The following is a 16,469-nucleotide window of genomic DNA, read 5'->3' as shown; positions in this document are numbered from 1 at the left end:
AAAAATGAAAATAAAATTCCTTGGACAAAATTGTTTTTTGTTCACCTATAACGGGCAAACCATTCTTTCTGATCCCTTTTATAATTATCAGAAAGATCAGACTAATTTTGATATAAAAGCTCAAAAAATAGACTATGTTTTGATTACGCATGCCCACGGCGACCATATTGCAGATGTTGTAGAAGTGCTTGATAATCATCCGGATGCAACAATAATAGGACAACCAGAGATTTGCGGATATTTTAAGCATAAGAAAAATATTGATATCAACTTTGGAGGTTCTGCCAAATTGGATGGTCTTAAGATTTCTATGGTTCCTGCATTGCACACCAGTTCTTTTCCAGACGGGACTTATGGCGGATTGGCATCAGGTTATGTTTTTAGGTTTGCAGACGGCAGAAATCTTTATTTGGCAGGAGATACCGGTGTATCTGCGGAGATGAGTATTTTGCCGCAAGTTTTTGGGAAGCTGGATTTGTCGATTATTCCGGTTGGTAAGCATTATACCATGTGCCCGAGAAAGGCCGCTTTTGCCGCTTCGGAATTATTGAAAACACCAAAAGTGATTGGTTGCCATTTCGATACTTTTCCACCGATTGAAATCAATCATGAAGAGGCTAAAAAACACTTTTCTGCAAAACAGATAGATTTTATATTGCCAGAATTAGGCGAAGAATTTGAATTTTAAACAAACAAAAAAATTAAGAGATTAAGTCAATTCAAAATTTTGAATATAACTTAATCTCTTAACATATAGAAACAAAAAATGGCAAGCTACCTAAATCACACCGCTACAACCGATTACCTTTGCTGCGTTCCCACCCTGGAGGATTCTCAGGAGCTGGTTGTTTAGGACTTGCCGTTGCAAAGATAGAAAAATAAAGAGAAAAGATAAAAGAAAAAAGTGCAAAGACTTTGGAAACAGCTTTAAATAGCTGATTGTTAAAATAATAAATTTCAAATTCACTTTTAATTATCCCAACTCTCACTTTTAAAATAAAAATTATGACAAAAAATCCTTTAGCAGTTGGCTTAGGTTTATATTTAGCGACAATGCTCGTATTTTTTACGGTTTATTATTTTTTTGCCAATGCCAATTACTGGAATACTACCATGCAGGTGAATGCCTTTGGGATGACTTTTCTCTATGTTTTGGGAGGTTTCCTTTCAGTTTTGTGGTTGCGCGGTGATGGCAAAATTACTTATCCTCAGGCTTTTAAGCAATCTTTTGTAACCTTGTTTGTAGGCGGTTTACTTTCTGTACTGTCCATTTTTGCTTTTCTTAATTATGGTGATACCGATGCACGGGATTTGCTGAATCATCAGTATATCCAAACCGAACTTAATAATCTGGATGAAGCTTATGCGCAGAAAAAAGTGGAGGCATCCAATCTAAAAGACCAAACGAAAATAAAGGAGCTGGATACTGATTATAAAAATGCAAAAGAGGCCAGAGTGGTAGCACAAAAGGAGAACAGGAACTATTTTTCTTTTCAGTTTTTGTCAGCCGTGTTTGGTGGATTTATGCTGTTTTATCTACTTTTGTCTATTATTATCGCAGGATTTTTGAAGAACAAAAAACGCTACGAGTAAGGTATTAAATAATAAACAGTTAATGGATATGTAAGTGATTATTTATCCTAATATTAAAATCTGATAGCTAATGCCTAACATCTAATATCTTTATAAAAAAAATGAATCTCTCTATAATTATCCCATTACTCAACGAGCAAGAATCTCTGGAAGAGTTATTTACAAGGATTGACAAAGTTTGTCAGCAAAACCGATTGTCTTACGAGGTTTGGTTTATAGATGACGGCAGTACAGACTTGTCCTGGTCTATCATAGAAAATTTGAAAATCCAGTATCCGCAGATTCACGGGATCAAGTTCTCCAAAAATTACGGAAAATCCCAGGCATTGCACGCAGCTTTTGAAAAAGTGAATGGTGACGTTGTGATTACGATGGATGCTGATCTACAGGACTTCCCGGAAGAGATTCCGGAGTTGTATGAGATGGTTGTCGCGGGCAATTACGATATCGTAAGCGGTTGGAAAAAGAAACGATTCGATAATGTGATGACCAAGAATCTTCCTTCAAAACTTTTCAATGCGGCGGCTAGAAAGGTTTCAGGAGTTTCGCTACACGATTTCAATTGCGGACTGAAAGCTTATAGGAAACAAGTTGTGAAATCTATTGATGTTTATGGTGATATGCACCGTTATATTCCGGTTTTGGCTGCCAATGCAGGTTTCAGAAATATCACGGAAAAACCCGTTCAGCATCAGGCAAGACCTTATGGAACTTCGAAATTCGGGACAGAACGTTTTGTTCGTGGATTTTTGGATTTGGTAACGCTTTGGTTTGTGAGCAGATTTGGTGGGAGGCCAATGCATTTCTTTGGTGCAGCAGGAACTTTGATGTTCATTATCGGATTTTTATCTGCCATTTGGTTAGGTGTTTCAAAGCTTATTGACGTTTATATTTTCAAAATCTATGGAAACCTAATTGCAAACAATCCTTGGTTTTTTATTGCTTTGACCATGATGATTTTGGGAAGTTTATTATTTGTAGCAGGATTTTTAGGAGAATTGATTATCAGAAGCAACCGCGAGCATAAGAATTATCATATCGAAGAAATGATTTAATTATGAGTCATCATTTGTTATTGATTATCCATCTTCTTGGCGCTTCGATTTGGGTTGGCGGACATTTGATTTTGTCAATATCAATTTTGCCTGAAGTTCTCAAAAAGAAAGACGTGGAAATTCTCCTCGATTTTGAAAGGAAATATGAGAAAATAGGAATTCCTGCTTTGCTTTTGATGGTCATTTCTGGCGTTTGGATGTCTCACAAATTCGGAATTGGATTTTCAAATTGGTTTCATTTTTCGAATCCAATAGAAACTGTTATTTCTTTGAAATTGATTTTACTTCTGATAACGGTCTTGTTTGCAATCAGCGCTAATTTTTTTGTGATTCCAAAACTGACTGCTAAAACTCTACCATTAATGGCTTTTCACATTTTGTCGGTTACAACAATCGGTGTTTTGATGCTGTTATTGGGAAGTTTCGTGAGATATGGCGGACTTTCTTTTTGATTAAAGTCATCTTCTGATTTTCTTAAAATAATTGTAAATTGCTTCAAATAAAAATTACTCAATTGAAACAAATTCTAAATTCCTTTACATATCTTTTTATCTTTTCCATAATTGTAATTTCCTGCGGAAAAGTCTCTCCAAAAGGCGATATCCAATCCAAAGATGTAGAATTGGCTGAGTTTTCCAAATTGGATTTGAAAGGAAAATTCCGGGTGTTTTATGTTCAAAGTCCACATAACTTTGTGAACGTGGAAACTTATCCCAACATTTCGGATAATCTTACTATAGAAGTCAAAAACAATCAGTTGGATATAACAGAAAACAGACCGACTGAGAAAGTCGATTTTTATAATATTACGGTTTATGGTAAAAACCCTTTTAATGAAATAAAAATAGCTGATTCTGTGGAGCTTAATATATCAAGCCAGATGAAAGTTGACCAATTTTCACTTCATTTAAAAGATAATGCTAAATTTATAGGATCGGTCATCTCAGAGAAATCAATGATTGATATGGCGAACAAAAGCAGGGCTAATCTGCTGGGGAAAACAGCCTTAGCCAAGATCAGTATCAGAGATACCGCGAGCATTATTTCGCCTTATTGGTATATTCAGGATCTGGATATCGATTCTCAGAACGGAAATTATGCAGAACTGAACGTAGATGAAGAGATCAAAGGAAAAATTGGTAATACTGCAAAACTTATTTTTTACGGAAATCCGTCCAAAAAACTCAAAGTGACAGAAAAAGCAATGATCCAAAACAAAAAATTGAATTAAAAATTAAAAACTATCAATAAAAATGTCAGTACAATCAACATTAGATAAAGCAAAACTTTGGCTTGGAGAAGCCTTTGACGAGGAAACCAGAACTGCCGTTCAAACCTTAATCGATTCTAATTCGCCCGACCTCGAAGACTCTTTTTACAGGGAATTAGAATTCGGAACCGGCGGAATGCGTGGTGTAATGGGCGTTGGAACCAATCGTCTTAATAAATACACATTGGGACAAGCCACTCAGGGATTAGCCAATTACCTTCATCAATCTTTTCCACACGAAGAGATCAAAGTAGCCATTGCTTACGATGTTCGTCACAATTCAAAAGAATTTGGTAAAATCGTTGCCGATGTTTTAACTGCTAACGGAATCAAAGTTCTGCTGTTCAAAGAGCACCGTCCAACGCCGGAATTGTCTTTTACGGTAAGAAATAAACAATGTAATGCCGGAATTGTTTTAACGGCTTCGCACAATCCACCGGAATATAATGGCTACAAAGTCTATTGGAATGACGGTGCACAGATTGTACCGCCTAATGATGAAAATATTATCAGAGAAGTTTACGCAACTAAGTTTGAGGATATCAAATTCAATGGAAATGACGACCTAATCGAATGGGTTGGGGAAGACCAAGATGATGTTTACATCGATGCCTGTATGGAGAATTCTCTTTACCAAAATGTTGGAAGGGATAATCTAAACATCGTTTTCACATCTATCCACGGAACAACTTATACAACCGTTCCGAAAGCTTTGGCAAAAGCAGGCTTTAAAAAAGTGGATTTGGTTCACGAGCAGATGATCCCAAGCGGCAATTTCCCAACCGTAGATTCTCCAAACCCGGAAGAGCCTGCAGCACTTTCTATGGCGACGGATTTGGCCGAGATTACCAATGCGGATATTGTGATAGGAACAGATCCGGACGGTGATAGATTGGGCATTGCAGTGAGGAATCTCGAGGGCAAAATGCAGCTTCTCAACGGGAATCAGACCAATACAATCCTGACTTATTATATCCTTGACCGATGGAAAAAAGCGGGGAAAATTACCGGTAAAGAGTTCATAGGATCTACCATCGTAACTTCGGATATTTTCTTTGATATTGCTGAGAAATTTGGTGTGGACTGCAAAGTGGGATTGACGGGCTTCAAATGGATTGGGAAAATGATTCGTGATTTTGAAGGCCAGGAAAAATTCATTTGCGGCGGCGAAGAGAGTTTCGGTTTTATGACAGGAGATTTCGTCAGAGACAAAGATTCGTGCGGATCTATCCTAACAGCCTGCGAGATTGCCGCATGGTGCAAAGCCAATGGGACAACAGTTTATCAATATTTAATCGACATCTATAAAGAAGTCGGATTTTATTATGAGGGCCTCATCAATGTGGTAAGAAAGGGTAGAACAGGCGCAGAAGAAATTAATCAGATGATGAGCGATTTTAGAAACAATCCGCCCAAAGAAATCGCCGGATCACCCGTTGCTGAGCTGAAGGATTTTAAAGAACAGACGATGCTGGACGTGGCCACGGGAGAAAAATCTGTGATGGATGATATCCCAAAATCCAATGTGTTGATTTTCTATACTCAGGATGGCACAAAAGTTTGTGTGCGCCCGTCCGGAACGGAGCCGAAAATCAAATTTTATGTTTCTGTGAAAGACAGCATCCACTCTCAGGAAGAGTTTGTTGCCAAGCTGCCTAAGCTTCAGGAAAAAATCAATTTGGTCAAACAGGATCTTAATCTTTAATTGAAAATTTTTATTCAAAAAGAATATAACAAAGCATATTTTTAATGAAAAGTTCTCAATTATTAAAGCAGTTTAATTTTTGAGAACTTTTTTTTGTAATCGTTTGAATTAATTGGTTACATTTAAGACATTTGTAAATTATAAAAAGTAAAATCCGGATCAGTTCGGTAAATCCTCAAAAAATAGTCCAGTGAAAGTATCAAAACTAGCCTCTAATCTTGTTGGGTCAGAAATTGTGAAAATAGGTAATGAAGTCAATGATCTCAAAGCCAAAGGTGCAAAAATTACCAATCTTACCATTGGAGACCTTAATTCTAACATCTATCCAATTCCGTCTGAATTAAAAAAAGGGATTGAGAAAGCTTACAATAATAATTTGACCAATTATCCACCTGCCAACGGGATGTTGTCCCTGAGAACTTCGGTAAGTAATGATCTCAAAAAACGTTGGGGTTTAGATTATTCACCTAATGATATTCTGATTACTGCGGGTTCCAGGCCTTTGATTTATGCGGTGTTTAAAACTATTGTAGACGAAGGCGATAAAGTGATCTATCCGATCCCGTCCTGGAATAACAATCATTATTCTTATTTAACGACGGCTAATGCAGTGGAAGTCCAAACTAAAGAATCTAATAATTTCTTGCCAACAGCTGAAGATTTGAGACCACATTTGGATGGAGCAGTTTTGCTATGCCTTTGTTCTCCACTTAACCCAACGGGCACCATGTTCACAAAAGAGCAATTATCTGAGATTTGTGAGTTGGTTTTGGAAGAAAACAAGAAAAGAAGTGCGGATGACAAGCCGCTTTATCTGATGTACGACCAGATCTACGCCATGTTGACTTTCGGGTCAGAGCATTACAATCCGGTGAGCCTTTTCCCTGAAATGAAAGATTACACCATTTATATAGATGGAACATCCAAATGTTTTGCTGCCACCGGTGTAAGAGTAGGTTGGGGATTTGGGCCGAGTTTGGTCATTGATAAGATGAAAGCATTGTTGACACACGTTGGAGCCTGGGCACCGAAACCAGAGCAGGAAGCTGTTGCTGAGTTTTTGGCTGATGATTCTGCTGTTGATACATTTTTAGATGACTACAAACAAAAGCTGAATACAAGTTTGAAAGAACTTCACAAGGGAATTCAAGATTTGAAAGCAAAAGGTTTTGCAGTTGAAAGTATTTCACCAATGGGTGCACTCTATTTAACCATCAAATTAGATTACCTCGGGAAAACTACTCCAGAAGGAAAAGTTATTGATAATTCTACAGACTTGGTTTTCTACCTGATTAATAATGCAGGCATGGCTTTGGTGCCTTTTTCCGCATTTGGTAATGATAAATCAGTCCCATGGTTTAGAGCTTCTGTGGGTGGATGTTCATTAGATGATATCAAAGATTGCCTACCAAGGTTGGAAAAAGCTTTGAGAGATTTAAAATAAATGGAAAAAATTCATCTTTGCTTTGGAAAAAATTCTATCTTTGTGTAAAGAAATACAGAGATGGGAAATTACAAACAAAAAGATAATCCAAAAAAATCTAAAATAGAAGAACCAATGGCGGCTTACAGTACAAGACCTTCTGTCTTTAATAGGTTTTCAATACAAGACGATTATAAGCTTTTGAAAAAAGCGAGAGAAGGTGTAAAAACTGAGGTTTTTTATTCTCTTGCTGATGCTATAAAAATGCCGGAGAAGACTTTGGCTTCTATGATCAACCTCTCTCCAAGAACAATTAGTAATTACAGAGATCAGGAGAAAGAGCTGGATCCTATCTATAGCGAGCATCTTTTGAAACTGATCAATCTTTACAATTTTGGTAAGGAGATTTTTGGTTCATTAGAAGAGTTCAATCTTTGGATGGAGCGCCCTTTTTGGAGTTCTCAGGAGAAGCCAATAGATTTTGTTTCAACTTCTGGCGGCGTAGATTTGATCTATCAGGAAGTAGAAAAACTGGCTCAAGGTTATCCTGTATAATGCTGGTTTACAGAATTGTTCATAAGAGATACGCCGAATCGCTGTTTGCCAGCGGGTTGGAAGGACGATGGAATTCCGAAGGTAAAAAAGTAATTTACACGGCGGAAAATGTTTCGCTGGCTTATCTGGAAACTTTTGCCCACAGAAAAGGTTTGGGATATAACAAAGATTTTAAAATCATGATTATTGAGATTCCTTCGGATGCAGATATTCAGGAGGTTGAATCGTCACAATTGCCTAAAAATTGGCGGGATTTCAGAAATTACGAAATCTGTCAAAAATTGGGTAATTCCTGGTTTGATGCTTGCGAGCAACTTTGTCTGAAAGTCCCAAGTGCTGTCGTGCCGGAGAATAAAAATTTGGTTATCAACACCTTTCATAGAGATTTTAAAAAAGTTAAGTTAATAGAAGTTCTTAATTTCGAGCCGGATAATAGGCTGGAAGAGATTATCAAACAATATCAATCATAAAGCTGAAGATTATAATACCCAAAAAACGTTATGAACAAAGTAATTGCCGTTATACCTGCCCGGTATAATTCTACAAGGTTCCCTGGGAAATTGATGGAAGTACTGCGAGATAAAACCATTATAACAACTACTTATCAGAATGTCGTAGAAACAGGATTATTTGATGAAGTTTTTGTGGCAACAGATTCCGAATTGATTTTTGACGAAATCTCCAAAAACGGAGGGAAAGCCGTGATGACCGGCGAACACGAGACAGGGAGCGACCGGATAGCAGAAGCTGTACAGGATATTGATTGTGATATTGTGATTAATGTTCAGGGTGATGAGCCTTTTCTGAAAAAAGATCCTCTGAAACAGTTGATTGACGTTTTTTCTAATGACGAAAAGAAAGAAATTTCTTTAGCATCATTGAAAATTCAGTTAAAAGAAGCGGAAGAAATCAAAAGTCCTAATAACGTAAAAGTCATTACTGACCGAGATGGATTTGCTTTATATTTTAGCCGCTCAGTGATTCCGTTCCACAGAGAATTGGCTTTTGATGTAAAATATTATAAGCATATTGGTGTCTACGCTTTCCGGAAAGAAGCTTTGCTGGCATTTTCAAAACTGCCAATGTTACCGCTAGAAACCTCAGAAAAGCTGGAGCAGCTGCGTTATCTGGAATATGGGAAACGCATCAAAATGATCGAAACTGATTTTGTAGGTGTAGGAATAGATACTCCGGAAGATCTGAAAAAAGCCAAACAATTAATCTGAATTTTACCAACTCTTCCGGAGTTGGATTTTAGAAGTCGACCGTCTCAGGATTTAAGCCTGAAAAGCCTGTCTCTTTAAGTGTTTTAAGTTTCTCCATGTCACTTTCAGATATCTCGAATCGGTTAAAATGGAGATTATTATTGATATTTTCTTTGTTTTCCGATTTCGGTAAAACAACTACGCCACATTGCAGGCAAAACTGGATGCACAGGATAGCCGGCGAAACGTTATATTGGTCTGCAATCGCTTTCAGGTCGCGATCTTTAAGAAGCCTTCCGGATCCTATCGGGCTCCATGCTTCTATAGCAATGCCTTTTTCTTTGCAGTAATCTACAACTTTCGGTTGCGTATATCCGGGATGGAACTCAATCTGGTTAACAGCAGGGATGATTTCCGCGCTTTCCAGCAAAGCTTTGATATGTGGTAGCATAAAATTACTCACACCAATACTTTTCACAACACCTGTTTTATACAATTCTTCCATCGCTTTCCAGGTTTCCGCATTGATTTCTTTCCAGTTGGCAAACTGTTTTTCATTCGCTGGCCAATGAATCAGAAGCAGATCAAGATAATTGGTCTGCAGTTTCTTAAGCGATTGTTCTACAGATGTTTTTATGCCAAGTGTACTTCTGTTGCTGTTCCATATTTTAGTGGTAAGATACAAGTCTTTCCTCGGGATTTTGGAGTCAGCAAGAGCTTCGCCAATTTCGGCTTCGTTGCCATAGATGGCTGCTGTGTCAATATGTCTGTAACCAGCTTCCAAAGCCAATTTTACTGTTTTCTGTACGTTTTCTGTTGTTTGCCAGGTTCCAAAACCGATATCCGGAATTTCGGTTCCGTTGTTAAGAATCAAATTACTCATTTTGTTAAATTTTTTACTTCGGATGCCAAAATCAAGCCAGCCAATGGCTTTTTAAAATAAATAATTGTTATGATTAAAGGGAAAAAATAGGTGTTGATTTTAGGATATTTTATAAATTTGGACCCATGGAGAGACACGATTTTGGATTGCTGGGAAAAAATATTTCGTATTCGTTTTCTAAAAAATATTTCGAAGAAAAATTTAAGAAGCTGTTCCTGAAAAATTACAGTTACAATTTCTTTGATATTGCTGATATTAATGACGTAACGGCTATTTTCACAAATCCTAATCTTGTTGGGATGAATGTTACAATCCCTTATAAACAGGCCATTATCCCATATCTTGATGATCTAAGTGAAGAGGCGCGGAGCATTGGAGCGGTCAACTGTGTTAGTTTCCGCGACGGAAAAAAAACAGGCTATAATACCGATGCTTTTGGATTCGAGAAAACACTTTTGATCCATAAAAAAGACGATCACAGAAAAGCACTTATTTTGGGTGATGGCGGTGCAGCAAAAGCCGTTAAATATATTTTACAAAAGCATGGCATCGCTTATCATACTGTTTCCAGAAAATCAGAAATCAATTTTGATAACCTGCCTTCTGACTTAGTGAAAGATTCATTATTGATTATCCAGACCACGCCCGTTGGCACTTTTCCTAATGTTGAAGATTCTGTTTCTTTTCCTTTTGATGCCGTTTCGGATCAGCATTATGTAATTGATTTGATTTATAATCCATCAGAAACCGCTTTCCTGAAGCGCTGTGCAGCAAATGGAGCCACAACAATCAATGGTTTTTTTATGCTTGAGCAGCAGGCTGAAAAAGCCTGGGAGATTTGGAATAGCTGATCTACAAATAATCTTTGATAATCTTCCACTGCTCCAGTTTTTCCTCAAACTTAATGGTATGCAGCGGGCTGGTAGAAGGAAGTACAACAATAGGAATTATGAAGTTTTTCCCGACCACTTTTAGCAGGTTTTTATATGATTTTTGGCCATTGCAAAAGATAATCTTAATGTTCGGATGGCTGTTAATCAATTCTTGGATATCATTATCAATTTCAGATTTTATATCCGTGTCTTTGCTGCCTTTTCTTTCACAACTTTCGATAACATCCCACAGCGCGATGCGGTGCTTTTTCAGCAGTTGCAGTCTGGTATGGTAATCAGAAGAAAATTCTGTGTCCAAAAGATGAAACATCAATTTCCAGAAGTTGTTTTGTGGATGCGCATAATACTGTTGCATCTGCAGGGATTTGACCCCGGGAACCGAGCCCAGAATCAGGATTTTTGAGGAGTTGTCAACAATTGGAGGTAAGGATGAGATTCTGCTCATGTTATTTTAAATTCTCCAGGATCTTGAATAGCTCATTGCTGATATTGCCACCCTGATAATTATTAAGAATAATTGAAAAGACATACTTTTTGCCATCACTAGCTGTATGATAGCCTGCAAAAGATTTGCTGTCCTTGATGGTTCCACTTTTCATTTTAATGCCGTTCTGCGTAGGGAAACCGTCATAAAACGGGTCAAACCAACTTTGTTTTTTAGCATACAGCAAAGCCTGTACCTGTGCTTTTGCAGAAACATAATTCTGTGGAGAAAGGCCGCTTCCGTCAGCAAAATTAATCATTATTGGATTAATCCCTTTTGATTTCCAAAAACCTTTCAGAAAGGCAACACCAGTCTCAAAGGTTGCGTTATTTAGCTTTTCTTTAGCCATTGTCTTTACCAGGGTTTCACCATAGAGATTGATACTTTTTCTTAAAAACCAATAGATGATCTTGTCCAGTGTTGGTGATTTGTATTCAAAAATGAAACTGTTATCAGGTGCTTTTCCAGCAGATTTTCCGGCTAGTTTTTCATTATAGAATGTTGTTACTTTTCCTGAAATAGGGATGTTGTTGTCTTGAAGTAAATTTTCGATTTCTAAACCTAACTGTATTGGTGGATTGGGAGTTGCACCCGATACAGTTAAAGTTTTACTTGAAGGTAATGTGCCGTTAATTAAAGCGGTATGAGAATGTGGTGCGGTGTAAATTAAGCTTTGGTCAGAGATGCCGCCAGTTTTCAGTTCATTAATCCAATTAACCTTATCCAGATCATAAGAGAAACTTTTGAATTGGCTACCCGTGATACTAATGTCAAACTGATTTTCTTTCCAATTAACACCAAACGTTCCGGCACCATAATAGTTCCCCAAATCATTCCAGGGCCAACCACCCGGCGTACTTTGAAAATCAAAATAAGAATCATCGATAATCAGGCTTCCGTTGATTTTTTTGATTCCGGCTTTCTTAATCGCCTCCAAAAGTTTTTGTTTAAAATTTTCCGGTTTGTAATTCTCATAGCGCCAGCTGCCCAAAGTGGGATCGCCGTTGGAGGTAATGTAAAAATCACCGTCCAGATTACCATTGGATAATTTTCCGGAATAAGATGCCGTAGTTGTGAATTGGTAATTTTTCCCCAACGTCTCCAGCGCAGCAGCAGCGGTGAAGATCTTTTGTGTACTGGCTGTGGAGAGGCCTTTGCTGCCGTTGTAGTCATAGATCAGGTTTCTATTTTCATCGGTGATATAGAAGGACAAATTGGCGGCTAATGCATTGGGTAAAGACATCATGTCCTTCACAGATTTGTCGATTTTGTCTGAAACAGATTGTGAGGAATACAGCTGAGCGCCGAGCAGAGCAAAGAGAAAAAAAGTTTTCATCCGGAAATTTTATCAAAATTAGGGTTTTTAGTGTTTTATGAATGAAGACTTGTTGAAATATTTTTTGCCGCATTTATAACGGACGTGTTTTGTCGGTTTTGTGTTTTATGTTTGCGCAAAAATAATAACGTAAAATAAATTATTAACCTCAAATACAGATTAATGACAAAAACACTCATTGATAGTATCGACAAAATTTACCATCAAACGACAGCTTACAGTTACAAAACTTTGGAGCAATACCGAAAGGATTTTGAAAAAGAATTAAATGTTATATCAGAATTGTTTCAGATCAATGTGTTGGAGTCAATTTTTCTGACCGCCATTATTATCAATAATACAGAGTATAAAAACTGCCAGTTGGAAGATATTGCGGTGAGATTGGAGGTTTCAAAGTTTGAAGTATTGGCTCAAATACAAGTTTTGTTTACGCTTCGGGATAAAAAATTGATAGAAATAAATGAATGGGAAGACTTCTCCCCAGAAAGGCCACACTTTTTGAACCAACGCAAATACCCGATCGATATCATGAATAAGAATTTTTCGATTTCAAAAATCGTTGAAGATAAATTATTAATTTTTTAAAACTAGGATCATGGCAAATCATGTATGGAAAGTTACCGCCAAAAGGGACAGCTTCACTATTGCTAAAGTAATGACGGTGGAAATCGTAGTCAGGAATGCCAGTAGAAAGCCCAATCAGAAAAAAGTTATAGATGCCATTAACCAAAAATATGGCGCCAAAACCGCTTCAAACGGTACCTATATGGGGAATTTTGATATGGTAAAACTGTAAATAGCCCGGAATTATGGAAAACCGTAAAAACAGAGTGGGGGTTTTTTATATATTTGGGGAAAATTGATGAACTATGGAACAAGCAAATAAATCACCATTTCTAAAAGAAGAAGTTTTAGGCAATTTATTTCAAACAACATTTAAAATTCCGCATTATCAGAGACCATATAAATGGAGAAAAGAACATGTGATACAATTGTTGGATGATTTGTACGAAAATATCTACCTGAAAAAGAATGCTATATATCGTGTTGGAAGTATCATTATTCATGATGACAAAACCCATAATAATATTGTTGATGGTCAACAAAGGTTAACCACTTTATCTCTAATTTTTCACTATTTAAAAGAACAGAATGTCCTATTACAAAATGAAAATTATAAGCATGAAATTTCAAAAAACAATATAAAGTACAATTATCAACTCATAGAAAACTGGTTTTTGTCTAAATCTTTTTCGGCCTCTGAAAAGCAGGATTACTTGGATAAAATAAAGAAAGGTTGTCAGTTTGTGATTATTACTGTTTATCAGCAGGATGAGGCATTCCAGTTATTTGATTCACAAAATTCTCGAGGAAAGCCTTTAGAACCCTACGATTTACTTAAAGCTTTTCATCTTAGAGAAATGGAAAATGACGCCCATACCGAAGCAGAAATTGAAAAGTATGCTGTGCAATGGGAAGATTATCTTTTAAAAAACGATAAACCGCTAAAATCTATTTTTGAAAATCATCTGTTCCGAATTAGGAAATGGGCCAAAAGAGAAAAAAAATACCTTTTTTCAAAGAATGATATATCTGAATTCAAAGGCATAAGTTTGTATAAAGGAAATAAATATACGTATGAAATTATCTATAGATTATTAGACGGAGCAATTCAGAATGCTCAAAAAGATAAAATGCTGAGAAATTTTAATATTTCTTAACAATATCCTTTTCAGATCACCATGCCTATTATTAACGGAAAAGTCTTTTTTGATTATGTATTTCATTATATTGAATTAAAAAGAGATTTATTTGAAAATATAATTTTTAGGGATTTTCAAAATTTTTATACAATATTTACAAACTATGAAAAATCTGACCGTATCGGAGATTTGAAAGTGAAAAATTTGTTTGAAAATATATGCATGCTTTTTACAGACCGTTTTGGTATAGATAAATTTGATAAAGTGTACTATACCGAATTTTACAAGAATTGCTATCAATTAAGATTAGATAAGAAAGCGATCAACGATAATTCAGTCTTAAATTATGAAAAAGGGCAAAAATTTTTCTATCAAATTCCTGATGTATATCAACCTGAGGAATTGCACCAAAGTTTGTTTTGCAACTATGTTTACGATAAAGAATGGTCTGTAGGCAATTTTGTGAAAGGTTCTGAAAAAATTTATAAATATTTAACCAATAAAATTGATGAAAATGGAGCAACAAAGTGAGGCGATTTCAATAGAAAATCTATTACAGAATGATCAATATATTATTCCTATTTACCAAAGAAATTATGAATGGGATAAGCCACAGATTTCTAAGCTTATTGATGATATAAATAGTGTTTCCAAAAAAGAAAAATATTATCTGGGAACATTGGTGACTTTTAAGAATAATAATGACGAATTTGAATTGATAGATGGCCAGCAAAGACATACAACATTAAATCTGTTAAAATCTTTTTTGAAGTCAGAAAAAGAAGAAGTGGATTTTAATATACATTTTCAGGCAAGGAGTGAATGTGAAAAATTTTTCAGACATTTGAGTAATAGAAAGACAGAACAGGATCCTTTTTATGAAAATGAAAAGTCCAAAAACCTTTTACAGGGTTATACTATAATCCAAGATGTTTTTAAGGATCAGGATATCGATAAAGATTTATTTCGGGAAAAACTCTTTGAAAGTACATACATTTTCCGGACGAAATTACCAGCAGATACAGACCTAAATCATTATTTCGAGATAATGAACAATCGTGGTGAACAATTGGAGAAACACGAAATTCTTAAGGCTGAGCTCATGGACAAAGTTGATGATTCTAAGAAATTATTATTTGATGAGATTTGGAGTGCTTGTTCTGAAATGGGAGATTATGTATGGAATAATTTTAACCGAAAACTACGAGATCATATTTTTAAAGATAATATTAAAGTAGAAGTCAGTATTTCTAAACTAAATGAAGAAATATTATATAGGGAAGCTAATTATAATCCTTTAAATCCCGAAAAAAAAGAAAAAACTATAGCACAGATTTTGGAAATCCACAAAATCCCTGAAAATTTTTCACAAGAAGATCAGGAGAAAACAGACAAATTTCGTTCTGTACTTGATTTTCCTCAATTACTATTGTATACATTTAATCTTCTACATCCAGAAAAGGATCATTCGTTTGATGATAAAAAACTTTTGGAGTTTTTCAAAAATTATGAAAATGCAGAATTATTTATAAATAAATTATTAGAGAATAGAATTTATTTTGATACCTATGTTATTAAAAATGATTTAACAACACAAGATAAAAATACAAAATGGGGAATAAGAAAATACAAGATAGAAAATAATGAATTTACAACTACAGAATCTGTTTTTGAAAATAGTAACGAGGAAGATAAGATTGAAATGTTGCAATCTATGTTTTACTATTCTTCTGTTTCTGAAAATAAAAAGGAGTGGTTGTTGAAAATATTAAAATATCAACCTAAAACAGATAAACTATTGTACGAGATTTTATTTTCAGATTTCAAAAAAAATATTCAGAACTTGAGTGTTGAGAATCTGTTTTATCTAAATTTTGCAGCTAAAAATTTCTATTATTTCGAGTATATGTTGTGGGAAGTTTATAATGATTATTTGAAAGGTGAGAACAACTTTCTTAAATTAAGTAAGGACTTACTATTTATAGGAGAGAGAATTAATAAAGGCTTATTTGAAAATTTTAGGTTTAGACAACTCAATTCTATTGAGCATTTGTTCGCTCAGAATCATATAGATAAAGTTGAGGAGATTGAAAATAAAAGTAAAGAGAAAATACTAAATTGTTTTGGTAATTTGTGTTTGATTTCAAATTCAGAAAATTCATCTGCAGGAAAAGATCATCCTGAATACAAGAAGAACACGTATGGAGAAAACAATGTAAGTTTAAAAAGATTAGTTATGCTCCAAACATTTTCGGGAGAAAAGGGGAATACATGGAATTCTAATGAAATATTACAACACCAAAAAGAAATGGAAGCAATATTGAATTACTTTAAAAATAAGTAAACTTTCAAACCCCTCACTCC

General features: G+C 35.5%; 17 protein-coding genes, 1 other RNA gene and 1 pseudogene. 15 read left to right on the top strand and 4 right to left on the bottom strand.

From position 1 onward, the window contains the following. The first annotated feature begins 4 nt into the window (after positions 1 to 4). Positions 5 to 688: a metal-dependent hydrolase gene (locus B0B05_RS01315; RefSeq protein WP_076781703.1), complete on the top strand. Its 684-nt coding sequence runs from the start codon at positions 5 to 7 to the stop codon at positions 686 to 688. 76 nt (positions 689 to 764) lie between these two features. Here B0B05_RS01315 and ffs read toward each other — a convergent pair. Further along, positions 765 to 862: signal recognition particle sRNA small type (ffs, locus tag B0B05_RS01310), an RNA gene on the bottom strand. Positions 863 to 1,005: 143 nt separating this feature from the next. Here ffs and B0B05_RS01305 point away from each other — a divergent pair. From B0B05_RS01305 to kdsB, 9 genes are all read left to right on the top strand, one after another. Next, positions 1,006 to 1,593, top strand: a complete 588-nt coding sequence (locus B0B05_RS01305) for a DUF4199 domain-containing protein (RefSeq protein ID WP_076781702.1) — start codon at positions 1,006 to 1,008, stop codon at positions 1,591 to 1,593. Between the two features lie 101 nt (positions 1,594 to 1,694). Next, positions 1,695 to 2,648, top strand: a complete 954-nt coding sequence (locus B0B05_RS01300; RefSeq protein ID WP_076781701.1) for a glycosyltransferase family 2 protein — start codon at positions 1,695 to 1,697, stop codon at positions 2,646 to 2,648. A gap of 2 nt (positions 2,649 to 2,650) precedes the next feature. Then, positions 2,651 to 3,100 carry a copper resistance protein CopD gene (locus B0B05_RS01295; protein WP_076781700.1) on the top strand — a complete coding sequence of 150 codons (450 nt, stop codon included), beginning with the start codon at positions 2,651 to 2,653 and terminating at the stop codon, positions 3,098 to 3,100. A 62-nt stretch (positions 3,101 to 3,162) separates the two neighbouring features. Continuing rightward, positions 3,163 to 3,879, top strand: a complete 717-nt coding sequence (locus B0B05_RS01290) for a GIN domain-containing protein (protein WP_317044108.1) — start codon at positions 3,163 to 3,165, stop codon at positions 3,877 to 3,879. Between the two features lie 22 nt (positions 3,880 to 3,901). Then, positions 3,902 to 5,623, top strand: coding sequence for a phospho-sugar mutase (locus tag B0B05_RS01285; RefSeq protein ID WP_076781699.1), 1,722 nt, complete (start codon positions 3,902 to 3,904; stop codon positions 5,621 to 5,623). Between the two features lie 190 nt (positions 5,624 to 5,813). Beyond that, positions 5,814 to 7,067 carry a pyridoxal phosphate-dependent aminotransferase gene (locus B0B05_RS01280; RefSeq protein WP_076781698.1) on the top strand — a complete coding sequence of 418 codons (1,254 nt, stop codon included), beginning with the start codon at positions 5,814 to 5,816 and terminating at the stop codon, positions 7,065 to 7,067. Between the two features lie 60 nt (positions 7,068 to 7,127). Continuing rightward, positions 7,128 to 7,601 carry an antitoxin Xre-like helix-turn-helix domain-containing protein gene (locus tag B0B05_RS01275; RefSeq protein WP_076781697.1) on the top strand — a complete coding sequence of 158 codons (474 nt, stop codon included), beginning with the start codon at positions 7,128 to 7,130 and terminating at the stop codon, positions 7,599 to 7,601. Beyond that, positions 7,601 to 8,071 carry an RES family NAD+ phosphorylase gene (locus B0B05_RS01270; protein ID WP_076781696.1) on the top strand — a complete coding sequence of 157 codons (471 nt, stop codon included), beginning with the start codon at positions 7,601 to 7,603 and terminating at the stop codon, positions 8,069 to 8,071. Before B0B05_RS01275 ends, B0B05_RS01270 begins: the two co-directional genes overlap by 1 nt. Positions 8,072 to 8,101: 30 nt before the next feature. Beyond that, on the top strand, positions 8,102 to 8,827 hold the full coding sequence (gene kdsB / locus B0B05_RS01265; protein WP_076781695.1) for a 3-deoxy-manno-octulosonate cytidylyltransferase: 726 nt from the start codon (positions 8,102 to 8,104) through the stop codon (positions 8,825 to 8,827). A 28-nt stretch (positions 8,828 to 8,855) separates the two neighbouring features. On the opposite strand, the gene B0B05_RS01260 is transcribed toward kdsB, so the two are convergent. Beyond that, positions 8,856 to 9,689 carry an aldo/keto reductase gene (locus B0B05_RS01260; RefSeq protein WP_076781694.1) on the bottom strand — a complete coding sequence of 278 codons (834 nt, stop codon included), beginning with the start codon at positions 9,687 to 9,689 and terminating at the stop codon, positions 8,856 to 8,858. A gap of 125 nt (positions 9,690 to 9,814) precedes the next feature. On the opposite strand from B0B05_RS01260, the gene B0B05_RS01255 reads away from it, so the two are divergent. Continuing rightward, complete coding sequence (locus tag B0B05_RS01255) at positions 9,815 to 10,540, top strand: shikimate dehydrogenase family protein (RefSeq protein ID WP_076781693.1); 726 nt, start codon at positions 9,815 to 9,817, stop codon at positions 10,538 to 10,540. Position 10,541: 1 nt separating this feature from the next. Here the strand turns inward: B0B05_RS01255 and B0B05_RS01250 are convergent, their stop codons facing one another. Together B0B05_RS01250 and dacB are read right to left on the bottom strand one after the other, a co-directional pair. Next, a complete protein-coding gene (locus B0B05_RS01250) occupies positions 10,542 to 11,027 on the bottom strand; it encodes a DNA-deoxyinosine glycosylase (RefSeq protein ID WP_076781692.1) in 486 nt (161 codons plus the stop codon). 1 nt (position 11,028) lies between these two features. Next, entirely contained in the window at positions 11,029 to 12,402 is a 1,374-nt protein-coding gene (gene dacB, locus B0B05_RS01245) for a D-alanyl-D-alanine carboxypeptidase/D-alanyl-D-alanine endopeptidase (protein WP_076781691.1), read from the bottom strand. 162 nt (positions 12,403 to 12,564) lie between these two features. Between dacB and B0B05_RS01240 the strand changes: the two genes are divergently transcribed. From B0B05_RS01240 to B0B05_RS01220, 4 genes and pseudogenes are all read left to right on the top strand, one after another. Further along, positions 12,565 to 12,987, top strand: coding sequence for a hypothetical protein (locus tag B0B05_RS01240; RefSeq protein WP_076781690.1), 423 nt, complete (start codon positions 12,565 to 12,567; stop codon positions 12,985 to 12,987). Positions 12,988 to 12,997: 10 nt separating this feature from the next. After that, complete coding sequence (locus B0B05_RS01235) at positions 12,998 to 13,198, top strand: peptidase (RefSeq protein ID WP_076781689.1); 201 nt, start codon at positions 12,998 to 13,000, stop codon at positions 13,196 to 13,198. Positions 13,199 to 13,271: 73 nt separating this feature from the next. Further along, a pseudogene (locus tag B0B05_RS17315) lies at positions 13,272 to 14,636 on the top strand (DUF262 domain-containing protein). Beyond that, the gene (locus tag B0B05_RS01220) at positions 14,620 to 16,449 is read left to right on the top strand and encodes a DUF262 domain-containing protein (RefSeq protein WP_159435808.1); all 1,830 of its coding nucleotides are present in this window, start codon (positions 14,620 to 14,622) and stop codon (positions 16,447 to 16,449) included. Before B0B05_RS17315 ends, B0B05_RS01220 begins: the two are co-directional and overlap by 17 nt. The last annotated feature ends 20 nt before the right edge of the window (positions 16,450 to 16,469 follow it).

The organism is Epilithonimonas bovis DSM 19482 (assembly GCF_900108115.1).
GTDB classification, from domain to species: Bacteria; Bacteroidota; Bacteroidia; order Flavobacteriales; family Weeksellaceae; genus Epilithonimonas; species Epilithonimonas bovis.
The sequence above is the reverse complement of the archived record's forward strand: the minus strand, read 5'-3'. Positions and strand labels throughout refer to the sequence as shown.